The sequence below is a fragment of the Halobellus marinus genome, assembly GCF_032113415.1.
GTDB classification, from domain to species: Archaea; Halobacteriota; Halobacteria; order Halobacteriales; family Haloferacaceae; genus Haloquadratum; species Haloquadratum marinus.
Genome location: NZ_CP134946.1, coordinates 1688742 through 1701243 on the forward strand (window position 1 = coordinate 1688742; position 12502 = coordinate 1701243).

The following is a 12502-nucleotide window of genomic DNA, read 5'->3' on the forward strand; positions in this document are numbered from 1 at the left end:
TCGGCGGGAAACAGTGAGAGTAATCATTATGAGCGGCACCGCCGGCGACCCTTTTTATTCCAGGCGGCTGTAGACACACCGACGATGGACGTAGACGACCACGCCGAGGAGCTCGCCTCCACCCTCGGTGTAGATAAATCGGAGGTCGAATCGGACCTTGAGAACCTGCTCTCGTACAGCGTCCCGATCGACGAGGCAAAGCAGAGCATCCGCCGCAAGTACGGAGGTGACGGCGGCGGCGACGCGACCCCGACGACGAAAGACGTCGCGGACGTCACTACCGAAGACGGGAACGTCACCGTGACGGTCCGAGTGCTCACCGTCGGCCGGCGCTCGATCCGGTATCAGGGCGACGAGCAGACGATCCACGAGGGCGAGTTCGCCGACGAGACGGGCCGGATCTCCTACACCGCCTGGGAGGACTTCGGCTTCGAGCCCGGCGACTCGATCACCGTCGGCAACGCCGGCGTCCGCGAGTGGGACGGCGAACCAGAACTGAACATCGGCCAGTCCTCGACGGTCGCCATCGAGACGACGCCCGTGGAGGTCCCCCACGAGGTCGGCGGCGACACAGACCTCGTCGACCTCCGGTCGGGCGACCGGGGACGGAACGTGGAGGTCCAGGTACTCGAATCCGAAGAGCGCGTCATCGACGGCCGCGACGGCGAGACGACGATCCGGTCGGGGATCGTCGCCGACGAGACCGGGCGGCTCCCCTTCACCGACTGGGAGGCGCGCTCGGAACTCCGCGAGGGCCACGACTTCCGCTTCGAGGAGGTGTACGTCCGGGAGTTCCGGGGCGTCCCGCAGGTGAACCTCTCGGAGTACACGACCGTCACGCCGCTCGCCCGCGACGTCGAGGTCGACGACGAGGCGCCGCGGATGGATGTCGCCGAAGCGATCGGCTCCGGCGGCCTCTTCGACGTCGAACTCGTCGGGAACGTCCTCGAAGTCCGCGATGGCTCCGGGCTCATCGAGCGCTGCCCCGACTGCGGCCGCGTCCTCCAGAACGGCCAGTGCCGCGTCCACGGCGACGTCGACGGCGAGGACGATATGCGCGTGAAGGCGATCCTCGACGACGGGACCGGGACGGTGACGGTCGTCCTCGACCGCGACCTGACGGAGGAACTGTACGGGGGCACGATGGAGGAAGCGATGGCTGCCGCCCGCGAGGCGATGAACAAGGAGGTCGTCGCCGACGAGATCCGCGAGGCGGTCGTCGGCCGCGAGTACCGCGTCCGCGGGAACCTCTCGGTCGACGACTACGGCGCGAACGTCGAAGCCAGCGAGTTCGAGCGCTCGACGGACGATCCGGCGACCCGTGCCGCGGCACTGCTCGGGGAGGTGCGCTCGTGAGCGACGCTCCCCAGGGTCGGGAGGTGGCTCGCCGGCTCTTCGCAGCCGAATTCGAGGACGCGACGCTCTCGTACTCGGAGGGCGAGGAGGAACGCGCACCCAACTACGTGGTCACGCCGACGGGCGCGCGGACGAACCGGCTTTTCGCCGTCGGCGCCCTCACCGAGGTCGAGTCCGTCAGCGAGGACGTCCTCCGGGGGCGGGTCGTCGATCCGACCGGCGCGTTCGTCACGTACGCGGGGCAGTACCAGCCGGACGCGGCCGCGTTCCTCGAACGGGCCGCGCCACCGTGTTTCGTCTCGCTCACCGGCAAGGCACGGACGTATCAGCCGGACGACTCCGATCGGATCTTCACCTCCGTACGCCCCGAAAGCCTCAACGAGGTCGACGCCGACACCCGGGACCGCTGGGTCGTCGCCGCGGCGGAGGCGACGCTGCATCGGGTCGCCACGACCGCTGTGGCGCTGGAACTGGACGTCCGCGGCGAGGACCTCCGTGCGACGCTCGAATCCCGCGGCGTCGATAGCGCGCTCGCAGCGGGGGTTGCGCTCGCCGTCGATCACTACGAGCCGACCGAACACTACCTCGAAGCTGTCAGGCGGATGGCGGTCGAGGCGCTGGAACTCGTCGCCGACGAGCGCGACGCCGTCACTGCGCCGAGCGTCGGGCCGAACGAGCCGGGAGCGGACGAACTCGGGCCGCTGCCAGCCGTGCCGGCGTCGTCGTCGGCTGCGACCGCCGAGGCGCCGACACCGGCGGAATCAGAACCCTCCCCATCGGCGGATACCGCTCCGTCGCCGGAATCGACCCCCGAAACTGACGTAGCGGGGGCGGGTGAGGAGACGGCGTCGTCGTCAGGTGAGGAGGCGCTGTCGTCGTCAGGTGAGGAAGCGCCGTCCGCGGACGATGTGACCACAGCGGACGCCGACACGTCACCCGCACCGTCGGACGCCACTGCTTCGGCGGAACCGACGGATGCAGCCGTGGCCGACGACGGTGCGGAAGCGCCCGAAACGGAACCGGAGGCAGAACCCGAGTCGGAATCCGCCGATACCAGTGCGGACGCCGATCTCGGAGCGGCCGGCGACGCCGAAGGCGAGATCGACGCCTCCGCGCCGGAATCGGACACCGCCACCGACGACCTCGGAGACTTCGGGACGGAACCCTCGGCTGGGTCCGACGACGGATCTGCGGAGGTCGACGACGGAGCCACCGAGACTGCCGACGACGGGCTCGACGCCCCGCTCGACGAGGAAGGGATGTACGAACTCGACGAGGAGGAGCGCGAGGAGATCGAATCCGAGTACGGGACCGAGTTCTCGACCGGCAACGAGGTCGACGAACCGGGCGAGGCGGACATCGACGTCCCGGATCCCGACGAACTCGAATCGATGGCCGAAGAGACCGCGGGCGCGGCCGAGCCGGCGGATACCAGCACGACTCCGGAGGCGACTCCCGAGTCAGGCGAACCGGAAGCGGCGGATGCGAAAGGCTCGCAACCGGACGCGACTCCCGAATCTGCCGCTGGCACCGACACGGCCGGCGAGGACGACGCCGCCCTGGCGGCCGGAGCGGACGACTCGGCCGACAGCAGCGACTCGGCAGCCGAAGGCACCTCAGCGGAGGACGTCGACCTCGAAGACGCCGCGGTCTCCGTGATGGCGGACCTCGACGACGGCGACGGCGCCGACCGCGAGGCCGTCGTCGCGGCCGTCGTCGAGGAGTACGGCGCGGATCCCGACGACGTCGAAGACGCTATCCAGGAGGCGTTGATGGGCGGGAAGTGCTACGAGCCGGCCGAGGGAATGCTGAAGGCGATCTAACTGTGTCGTTTTCCGACGGCGATGGACCGGTGACGTCCGACTCGCTCGTCGAGCCGGTCCCGGGATCGCCCGCCGCAGTCGCCCGACTGGACAGCGAGACGGCGCTCGTCGTCGCCGACTACCACGCGGGCATCGAAATCGGGCTCCGGTACGAGCGCGGCGTCGAACTCGACAGCAACGCGGCCGTCCGTCGGACCCGACTCCAGGGGCTCCTCGACCGCGTCGGTCCCGACCGTCTCGTCGTCCTCGGCGATCTGATCCACCGGATCGGCGAACCCGACGGCGCGGAGGCCGAGGAACTCGACGACTTGCTCGCCTCGCTTCCGCGCGTCCCGATCACGCTCGTCGCCGGCAACCACGACGGAGGGCTGGCGGCCCGCTTCGAGGACGACGAACGCGTGACAGTGGAACCGACAGACGGCGTCAGGCTGGGACGCGTCGGCTTCGTCCACGGCCACACGTGGCCGTCCCGGGCGGTCGTCGAGAGCGACGTGATCTGCGTCGGCCACGAGCATCCAGCCGTCCGCTTGGCCGACAGCGTCGGCGGCGGGCGGAAAGAGCGCGCGTGGCTCCGCGGGCCGCTCCAGCCGGCGCCATTCGCGGCACACCTCGGCGTCGACGTCGCCGACCTCGACTGGCGGAAGCCGGAGATTGTCGTCTTCCCGGCGTTCAACGGCCGATCGGGCGGCACGTGGGTGAACGTCGACGGCCAGGGCTTCCTGTCCCCGTTCCTGCCGGACGCGCTCGTCGAAGCCGAGACCGAGGCGTACCTGCTCGACGGCACCCGTCTCGGGCCGTTCCGGTCGGTGTAGGGCGGGTGGTCGTCGCTTCCGATCGGTGTAGGGCGGGTGGTCGTCGTCGCTTCGGGAGGACAAGGGGCGAACGCTGCCCTTAATCCGCTCGCGCCGGTAGAGATGGCGATGGCTGACGCGACGTCTCCCCGGGGGATGGACGCCTTCACGGCGCTCGGGGAGCCGGTGCGGGCGGCGCTGTCCGACCGCGGCTTCGAGACGCCCACGGAGCCACAGCGCCGGGCGATCCCGCCGCTCGCCGCCGGGAAGAACGCCCTCGTCCTCGCGCCGACCGGGACCGGCAAGACCGAGACGGCGATGCTGCCGGTCTTTGATGCGATCGTCCGTTCCGACCCCGAGAAATGCGAGGGGCTTTCGGCGCTCTACATCACTCCGCTGCGGGCGCTGAACCGGGATATGCGCGAGCGACTGGAGTGGTGGGGGCAGACGCTGGACGTCGAGATCGACGTCCGGCACGGCGACACGACGCAGTACCAGCGGGGGAAACAGGCCGACGATCCCCCGGACGTGCTGGTGACGACGCCCGAGACGCTGCAGGCGATGCTGACCGGGAAAAAACTCCGGCGGGCGCTCTCGGACGTCCGCCACGTCGTCGTCGACGAGGTCCACGAACTCGCCTCCGCGAAGCGCGGCGCGCAGTTGACGATTGCGCTGGAACGACTGCAGGCGCTTGCGGGCTCCTACCAGCGGATCGGCCTCTCGGCGACGGTGGGGTCGCCCGCGGAGGTCGGCCGGTTTCTGACCGGCGACCGCGACTTCGAGATCGTCGAGGTCGACGTCGGGAGCGACGTCTCCTTTTCGGTCACGCACCCCGAGGTGACGCCCGAAGACGAGCAGTTGGCGGGCCAACTCGCCACCGACGCCGAGATCGCGAGTCACGTCCGGGTCGTCCGGGATATCGTTCGCGACCACGAGTCGACGCTGGTGTTCGTGAACACGCGACAGACTGCGGAGGCGCTCGGCTCGCGGTTCAAGGCGCTCGGCGAACCGATCGAGGTCCACCACGGGTCGCTCTCGAAGGACGTCCGGATCGACGTCGAAGACCGGTTCAAGTCCGGCGACCTCGACGCCCTCGTCTGTACCTCCTCGATGGAACTCGGGATCGACGTCGGCCGCGTCGATCACGTCGTCCAGTACGGCAGCCCGCGGGAGGTCTCGCGGCTCCTCCAGCGCGTCGGCCGCGCCGGCCACCGCCGGAATCAGGTCTCGAAGGGGACGCTCGTCACCGCCTCGCCGGACGACACGCTCGAAGCGCTCGCGATCGCCCGGCGCGCGGAGGCAGGGGAGGTCGAACCCGCGCGGATCCACCACGCCAGCCTCGACACCGTCGCGAACCAGATCGTCGGCATCGTGATGGACGAGGGCGAGGTGTCGGCGCGGCGGGCCTACGAGCTCGTGACCGCGGCGTATCCCTTCGCCGACCTCGACGAGGCGACGTTCCGCGAGGTGGTCAGAGAGCTTTCGAAGAACCGACTGCTGTGGCTGGAGGAAGACGCCGACCGGCTGGAGAAATCGAGCGGGACCTGGCAGTACTTCTACGCCAACCTCTCGATGATCCCCGACGAGGAGACCTACGAAGTGCACGACATCTCCTCGCGCGGGCAGATCGGCACGCTCGACGAGCGGTTCGTCGTCAACTTCGCCGAACCCGGCGCCGCGTTCGTCCAGCGCGGGGAGATGTGGCGCATCAACGACATCGACGACGACGAGGCGCGGGTGAACGTCACGCCGATCGAGGATCCCAGCGGCGAGGTGCCCTCCTGGACCGGCTCGGAGATCCCCGTGCCCGCCCGCGTCGCCAACGAAGTGGGCGAGATCCGTGCGGTCGCCGCCGAGCAGTTCGAGCGCGGGGCGACCCGCGAGGCCGTCGCGCGGGACCTCCGCCGGCGGTACCCGACCGACGCCGACACGCTCGCGGCGGCGCTGGATCCGATCGAACGCCAGGTCGAGAGCGGGCTCCCAGTCCCGACCGCCGACCGACTCGTCGTCGAGGGGCAGGCCCGAACGGTCGTCCTGAACAGCTGTTATGGCCACCGCGTCAACGAGACGATCGGTCGGCTGCTCGCTGCTCTGGTCGGCCAGCGGACGGGCTCGTCAGTCGGGATGGAGATCAGTCCCTACCGGATCGAACTCGAAATCCCGTCCCGGGCGTCGATCCGCGACGTGACCGAGGTACTGGAGACGACCGAACCCGACCACGTCGAAGCGGTCCTCGAACTCGCGCTGAAGAATTCAGACGCGCTGAAGTTCACGCTCGCACAGGTCGCCGCGAAGTTCGGGGCACTCAAGCGGTATCAGGGCCGAGAGCGTTTCGGCGCGGACCGGTTGCTCGCGGCCCTAGAGGACACGCCCGTCTACGACGAGGCCGTCCGGGAGGTGTTTCACGTCGACCTGGCGGTCGAGGCGACCGCGGATCTGCTCGCCCGGCTACACGCCGAGGACGACCTCGAACTCGCCACCGCCCGCGAGCGGACGCCCATCGGGACCGGCGGCCGATCCAGCGGGCGCGAACTGCTGGTCCCCGAGAACGCCGACGCCAGCGTGATCGAGGCGGTCAAAGAGCGGATCCGCAACGACCGAGTCCGGCTCCTCTGTCTGCACTGCCGGGAGTGGGAACACACCACGAAGGTCCGCCGCGTCCGCGACCCGCCGGAGTGTCCCGACTGCGGGGCGACCCGGATCGCCTGCCTGAACCCCTGGGACGAGGAGACCCCCGCCGCGGTCCGGTCCGACGGGAACGACCGCGACGACGAGGCCGAGCGGCTGGTGAAGCGCGCCTACCGCTCGGCGAGCCTCGTCCAGAGCCACGGCAAGCAGGCCGTGATCGCGCTGGCGGCGCGCGGCGTCGGCCCGCAAACGGCCGCGCGGATCATCGGTAAACTCCGAGAAGACGAGGCCGACTTCTACCGCGACATCCTCGAACAGGAGCGGCAGTACGCCCGAACGCAGTCCTTCTGGGACTGAGCGATCCCGTCTTTTCCGATAGCTCTCACTCCGAGGGCCCGACCGCTTCTAGCGCCGCATCGAAATCCTCAGCACCGATGACGATCTCGTCAGCGTGGTCGTTCGCTGCCTCGCCCTCGTAGGCGGCGGCCACGGCTTCGATCGCCCGCATCGACGCTTCGCGGACCACGGCCGCGATGTCCGCGCCGGAGTACCCCTCCGTCGCCGCCGCGAGTTCGTCGCGGTCGACCTCGTCGCCGAGTGGTTTGCCGTCGAGGTGGACGTCGAAAATCTCCCGGCGGCCGGCCTCGTCGGGCGAGGGAACGAGGACGTGTGTCTCCAGCCGTCCCGGACGGAGCAGCGCGGGATCGAGCGCGGTCTTCCGGTTCGTCGCCGCGAGAACGAGGAGGTTTGGGTGGTCTGCGATCCGGTCGAGTTCGGTCAAAAGCTGGGAGACGACGCGCTCCCCGACGCCGGAGTCGCCCCCAGCAGCGTCGCGGTCGGTCGCGACGGCGTCGATCTCGTCGAAGAAGACGATCGCCGGGGCGGCCTGCCGCGCACGCTCGAACACCTCGCGGACCGCCTTCTCGGACTCGCCGACGTAGCGGTCCAGAAGCTCCGGGCCGGCCACCTGCACGAAGTTGACGCCGCTCTCCCCTGCGATCGCGCGGGCGAGCATCGTCTTGCCGGTCCCGGGAGGTCCGTGTAACAGCACGCCCGTCGGCGGGTCGGTGCCGGCGGCGTCAAACAGCGGGCCGTACGTCAGCGGCCAGGTCACGGCGCGTTCCAGCGTCCGCTTGGCTTCCGAGAGGCCGCCGACGTCCGCGAACGTCGTCGTCGGCGATTCCGCGACGTACTCCCGCATCGCCGACGGTTCGACCGCCGCCATCGCCGCTTCGACGTCCGCCCGCGTGACCGCCAGGTTCGTGATCGGTGCGTCGGCGTCGTCACGACGACCGCGGCGGAGCGCGGTCATCGCCGCCTCGGTTGTCAGCGTTTCGAGGTCGGCGCCGACGAAGCCGTGCGTCCGGGCCGCGAGCCGATCGAGATCGACGTCGTCGGCGAGCGGCATCCGCCGGGTGTGGACGTCGAGGATCTCGCGTCGGCCCCGCTCGTTCGGGACGCCGATCTCGATCTCGCGGTCGAAGCGGCCGCCGCGGCGAAGCGCGGGATCGAGCGTGTCGACGCGGTTCGTCGCGCCGATGACGACGACGTCGCCGCGGGCATCGAGGCCGTCCATCAGCGAGAGCAACTGCCCGACAACGCGGTTCTCGACGTCGCCGCCGTCGTCGCGCTTGCCCGCGATCGAGTCGATCTCGTCGAAGAAGACGATCGCGGGGGCGTTCTCCCGGGCCTCGGCGAACTTCTCGCGGAGTTTCTCCTCGGATTCGCCCTTGTACTTCGACATAATCTCGGGCCCGGAGACGGTGATGAACGTCGCGTCGACCTCGTTTGCGACCGCTTTCGCGATGAGGGTCTTGCCCGTGCCGGGCGGGCCGTGGAGGAGTACGCCCTTCGGCGGGTCGATCCCAAGGTGGGCGAAGACCTCGGGTTCCGACAGCGGCAGTTCGATCATCTCCCGGACGAGGTCGAGTTCCTCGTCGAGACCCCCGATGTCCTCGTACGTGACCATCGGACCCGTGCCGGCAGCGTCCGCCCCGGGGCCGCCGCCACCACCGCCTCTGCCGTCGCTGGCGCCGGAATCACCGCTTCCGGCGATCGAGGAGACCACCCGGCTCACCCGCCCCTCCCGGGAGAGCTTAAGTTTCGTGTCGTCCGTCACGCGGACCATCCCGTCCGGGCTCGTCTCGGCGACGACGAACGGTTCGGCACTGAGTGACTCGAAGTGGATCTGCCCGCCGGGCTGGATCGGCCGATCGCGGATCGCCCGCTTGATGAGTTCGACCGCGCGCTCGTCGTCTTCGAAGGCGACCCCGTCGGGCATCGATAGCGTCACCGACCGTGCGTCCTCGACGTCGACCTGCCGCACGCGGACGGTCTCGCCGATCTTCGCGCCGGCGTTCGCTCGCGTATCGGCGTCGATCAGGACCGTATCGGCGGGCACGTCGCCGCCGGCCGGCCACACCTTCGCGACGGTCTCCTGTCCACCTGCAACGACGACGGTGTCGCCGCTAAGTACCCCGAGTCGTCGCCGTGCCGGTTCCGGGAGTCTGGCGATCCCCCGCCCGGCGTCTCGCTTTTCGGCCCCGCGAACGGTGAGTTCGAGGCCCTCGTCCGCGTTCATACCCTCGCTTTGCTCCGACGGGCCTTTTGTCTTCCCCGGTCGCGAACCGCCGTCGTGGGCCCAATCGCCGGCCGTTTCCGCGGCCGCCCCTCGCTACTGTTCGGGGGGAAGCGTTTTAGCGTATAGTACCGTCTCTCACGGTATGGTGTCGACCGTCACGCGCGACGGACAGACGTGGTACGAGTGTGAGGAGTGCGGGCTGTTGTTGGACGACGAGGACGACGCACACGCCCACGAGGAGCACTGTGACGCGGAGGAGCCCTCGTACCTCCAGTGACCGCGGGTCCCGTTCACTGAAGCAGGAGCCACCCGGCCGTCGCAACGGCAGCGGCGACGATTCCCGCGACGACGAGGCCCAAGAAGAGTTCGCCGACGGCGAGGATCACGGCGCTCCCGACCACGAGCGCGACGACCGCCAGCCCCAGAAACGCCAGTTCCTCCGGGGACGCAGTCTCTATCAGCGACAGGAGCCGCGAGCGGAGATCGGAGTGACTGCGACCGGCGCGCCGGGTCCGAGACTGCGTTCCGGAACCGAGGCCGCTCGTCACTCCTGCCTGCCGGGAGGATTTCGTGGTGACGCGGGCGCTTCGGGTGTCGCCGCCACCCTCCGCGTCGGCTGCCCTCGTTTCGGCGGTTTCGGCGCTCGCGCCGCTGCCCCTCGGCGGCTCCGGCGGCTGCTCGACGCTGGCGTCGCTCCGATTCGACCCGCTCTCGGTATCGGGAACGACAGTCACATCCACTTTGGCAGTTTCTGCGCCGTAACCCGAGACGATCTCGATGCGGCCGCTGACCGGCTCGCGCCCGGGAACGACGCCGACCGGGACCGCGTTCGTGGTTTCGTCCCCGACGTAGTGGTTGACGCCCTCTAGACGGGCCACTTCCGAGAGCCCGTCGGCGAGGCGAAGGTGGACGTGCACCGGGCCGCCCGCGTTCCGGAGTTCGACGTGAAACGGGCCGTGAGCGGTGAACTCCTCGGGCGCGTCGATAGCGTGTACCGCCCCGTCGTTCAGTTCCACCTGGAGCGACTCTGACACGTCGATGACGACGGAGCGAACGTGTAAAAGCGTTCAGGTGGGTTGCCCACGTCGATCCGACGGTAATCGACCGTTTCGCCCCTGTGTCGTAGTTGCTGGCTGTTCCGCCGGTTCGTACGTCCTCGGTGGGTTGCGAGCGTCGCTGATTGGAGATACCGACCCGACGCAGAGGCGAGTACCCGACAGGCTCACACTGATTACTCTCGTCGCTTCCCGCCGAGTGCTACCCTCGTTGCCGGCGCTCGGCGGGAAAAAGTGAGAGGAACCAGTCTCAGTCGTCGTCGCGCATATCCGGCGGCAGCAGGTTCGGGATCCCGTCCTCGATTGGGTACACCTCGCCCGTGACGGTGCCGATCAGGCGTCCCTCGATGATCTCCTCGCCGTCGCGCTCGTCGACTTCGAGTTCGAGGTCGCTCTTGTCGAGGGGGTCACAGAGGATGTCCATCAGTGACTCTTTCATCACGTGAGGGGAGGCAAGCGGCAGTGAAAAGGCTACGGGTTTGCGAGGATGGGACCCACGGCTACGCCTCTACGGACAGCCGCCGATTCCGTCGCGCGCCGTGCCGCCGGTCGGCGTATCACTGTCGAATCGGGTGGTGACCACGTTCTGTTTCGGTGTCCGCAGAACGCCCCCTGGATGTGGTCAAATTTATGCGAATACACAACGAACCTCTAGACTCTATGCAAGCAGAACCGTTCGACAACGAGCTGACAGAACTCGCGCACCGACGAAACGACACGCTCGAGGAGTTCCACCGCTCGTTCGAGGAGGCGGTCGCGTCCGTCGAAACCGAGTTGGGCGGCTCCCATCCGCTGTGGATCGACGGGCGGGAGTACGAGACCGAAGCGTACTTCGAGGTCACGAGCCCCGGAGACCGCGAGCGGACAGTCGGGCGGTTCGCCGAGGCGGGCACGGACGCGGTCGACCGGGCCGTCGAAGCCGCCGAGAGCGCGTTCGGCGATTGGCGGCGGACTCCGTGGAGCGACCGCGTCGAAATATTCAGGCAGGCGGCCGGGCGACTGCGCGACCGGAAGTTCGAGTTCGCAGCGGTACTGAGCTTCGAGAACGGAAAAACCCGGAGCGAAGCGATGGCCGACGTCGACGAGGCGATCGACTTTCTCCGTTTCTACAGCCGGGAACTCGAACGCGCGGAGGGCTACGAGTTCGACACCGGCGAACCGACGCCGGGGCAGCACTGTCGGAACGCGCTCGAACCGTTCGGCGTCTTCGCCGTGATCGGCCCGTTCAACTTCCCGCTGGCCATCTTCACCGGGATGGTAGCCGGGGCGTCGATTACCGGCAACGCAGTCGTCGCAAAGCCCGCGAGCGCGACGCCGCTCGTCGCGCACAAGGTCGTCGAGGTGCTCTCTGCGGCCGGTGTGCCGGACGGCGTCGTCAACTTGGTCACCGGCAGCGGCAGCGCGGTCGGCCGACCGCTCGTCGAGCACGAAGACGTCGACGGGGTCGTCTTCACCGGTTCCAGGGACGTCGGCCGCAGTATCGAAAAACGGTTCGTCGAACTCGGCAAGCGGGGGCCGGTGATCGCCGAACTCGGTGGCAAGAACCCGGTTATCGTGACGGCCAAGGCCGACCTGGAGAAGGCCGTCTCGGGCGTCAGGAACGGCGCGTTCGGGTACGCCGGGCAGAAATGTTCGGCGACGTCCCGCGTCTACGTCCACCGGGACGTGATCGATCCGTTCACCGAGCGACTGACGGCCGCGACCGAGGAGCTCGCCGTCCGCGATCCGCGAGACAGAGCGGCGTTCGTCTCGCCGCTCATCGACGACGACGCCCTCGACCGGTACCGGCGCGTTTGCGACGCCGCCCGGGAGGAAGGCGAGATAGAGACGGGAGGCGCCGTCGCCTCGGGCGCCGAACTCGAAGATGGGCGGTTCGTGGAGCCGACCGTCGCGACGGGAATTCCACACGACCACGAACTGGCCCGCGAGGAGCATTTCGTCCCCTTCGTGACGATCCATCCGGTCTCGGATCTCGACGAGGCGATCACGAAGGCAAACGACAGCGAATACGGGTTATGTGCGGGCCTCTTCTCCGAGGACGACGAGGAGATCGACACCTGGTTCGAGCGAATCGAATCGGGGATGTGTTACGTCAATCGAGAACAGAGCGCGACGACGGGGGCGCTCGTGGGGGCCCAGCCGTTCGGCGGGTGGAAGTCCTCGGGAACGACGAGCAAATTTGCGGGCGGCTACTGGTATCTCCCGCAGTTTCTGCGCGAGCAGAGTCGAACCGTCGTCGGTGAAGCCGGACGTCTCTGAAACGCCCGC

At 68.8% G+C, this 12502-nt stretch carries 9 protein-coding genes; 6 read left to right on the forward strand and 3 right to left on the reverse strand.

Annotated features, from left to right (window positions below):
• Positions 1–84: 84 nt before the first annotated feature.
• From RJT37_RS08700 to RJT37_RS08715, 4 genes are all read left to right on the forward strand, one after another.
• Positions 85–1356: a Single-stranded DNA binding protein gene (locus RJT37_RS08700; RefSeq protein ID WP_313689533.1), complete on the forward strand. Its 1272-nt coding sequence runs from the start codon at positions 85–87 to the stop codon at positions 1354–1356.
• Entirely contained in the window at positions 1353–3179 is a 1827-nt protein-coding gene (locus RJT37_RS08705) for a hypothetical protein (RefSeq protein WP_313689535.1), read from the forward strand. The genes RJT37_RS08700 and RJT37_RS08705 overlap by 4 nt, the downstream gene beginning before the upstream one ends.
• 2 nt (positions 3180–3181) lie before the next feature.
• The gene (locus RJT37_RS08710) at positions 3182–3991 is read left to right on the forward strand and encodes a metallophosphoesterase (RefSeq protein WP_313689538.1); all 810 of its coding nucleotides are present in this window, start codon (positions 3182–3184) and stop codon (positions 3989–3991) included.
• Positions 3992–4099: 108 nt separating this feature from the next.
• Positions 4100–6955, forward strand: coding sequence for a DEAD/DEAH box helicase (locus tag RJT37_RS08715; RefSeq protein ID WP_313689539.1), 2856 nt, complete (start codon positions 4100–4102; stop codon positions 6953–6955).
• 25 nt (positions 6956–6980) lie between these two features.
• Here the strand turns inward: RJT37_RS08715 and RJT37_RS08720 are convergent, their stop codons facing one another.
• On the reverse strand, positions 6981–9179 hold the full coding sequence (locus tag RJT37_RS08720; RefSeq protein WP_313689541.1) for an AAA family ATPase: 2199 nt from the start codon (positions 9177–9179) through the stop codon (positions 6981–6983).
• 142 nt (positions 9180–9321) lie between these two features.
• On the opposite strand from RJT37_RS08720, the gene RJT37_RS08725 reads away from it, so the two are divergent.
• Positions 9322–9456: a DUF7128 family protein gene (locus RJT37_RS08725; RefSeq protein WP_311170923.1), complete on the forward strand. Its 135-nt coding sequence runs from the start codon at positions 9322–9324 to the stop codon at positions 9454–9456.
• A 13-nt stretch (positions 9457–9469) separates the two neighbouring features.
• Here RJT37_RS08725 and RJT37_RS08730 read toward each other — a convergent pair whose 3' ends face one another.
• Positions 9470–10213: a DUF7524 family protein gene (locus tag RJT37_RS08730; protein ID WP_313689544.1), complete on the reverse strand. Its 744-nt coding sequence runs from the start codon at positions 10211–10213 to the stop codon at positions 9470–9472.
• 271 nt (positions 10214–10484) lie between these two features.
• On the reverse strand, positions 10485–10673 hold the full coding sequence (locus tag RJT37_RS08735) for a methytransferase partner Trm112 (RefSeq protein WP_313689546.1): 189 nt from the start codon (positions 10671–10673) through the stop codon (positions 10485–10487).
• A 221-nt stretch (positions 10674–10894) separates the two neighbouring features.
• Between RJT37_RS08735 and RJT37_RS08740 the strand changes: the two genes are divergently transcribed.
• Positions 10895–12493 (forward strand): aldehyde dehydrogenase family protein, encoded by a 1599-nt coding sequence (locus tag RJT37_RS08740; protein ID WP_313689549.1) that lies wholly within the window; start codon positions 10895–10897, stop codon positions 12491–12493.
• The last annotated feature ends 9 nt before the right edge of the window (positions 12494–12502 follow it).

Excerpts from the sequence above, each read along its gene's own strand:
- RJT37_RS08700 (WP_313689533.1), top strand. The coding sequence starts at position 85 with ATGGACGTAGACGACCACGCCGAGGAGCTCGCCTCCACCCTCGGTGTA.
- RJT37_RS08715 (WP_313689539.1), top strand. The coding sequence starts at position 4,100 with ATGGCTGACGCGACGTCTCCCCGGGGGATGGACGCCTTCACGGCGCTC.
- RJT37_RS08720 (WP_313689541.1), bottom strand. The coding sequence starts at position 9,179 with ATGAACGCGGACGAGGGCCTCGAACTCACCGTTCGCGGGGCCGAAAAG.
- RJT37_RS08725 (WP_311170923.1), top strand. The coding sequence starts at position 9,322 with ATGGTGTCGACCGTCACGCGCGACGGACAGACGTGGTACGAGTGTGAG.
- RJT37_RS08735 (WP_313689546.1), bottom strand. The coding sequence starts at position 10,673 with ATGAAAGAGTCACTGATGGACATCCTCTGTGACCCCCTCGACAAGAGC.
- RJT37_RS08740 (WP_313689549.1), top strand. The coding sequence starts at position 10,895 with ATGCAAGCAGAACCGTTCGACAACGAGCTGACAGAACTCGCGCACCGA.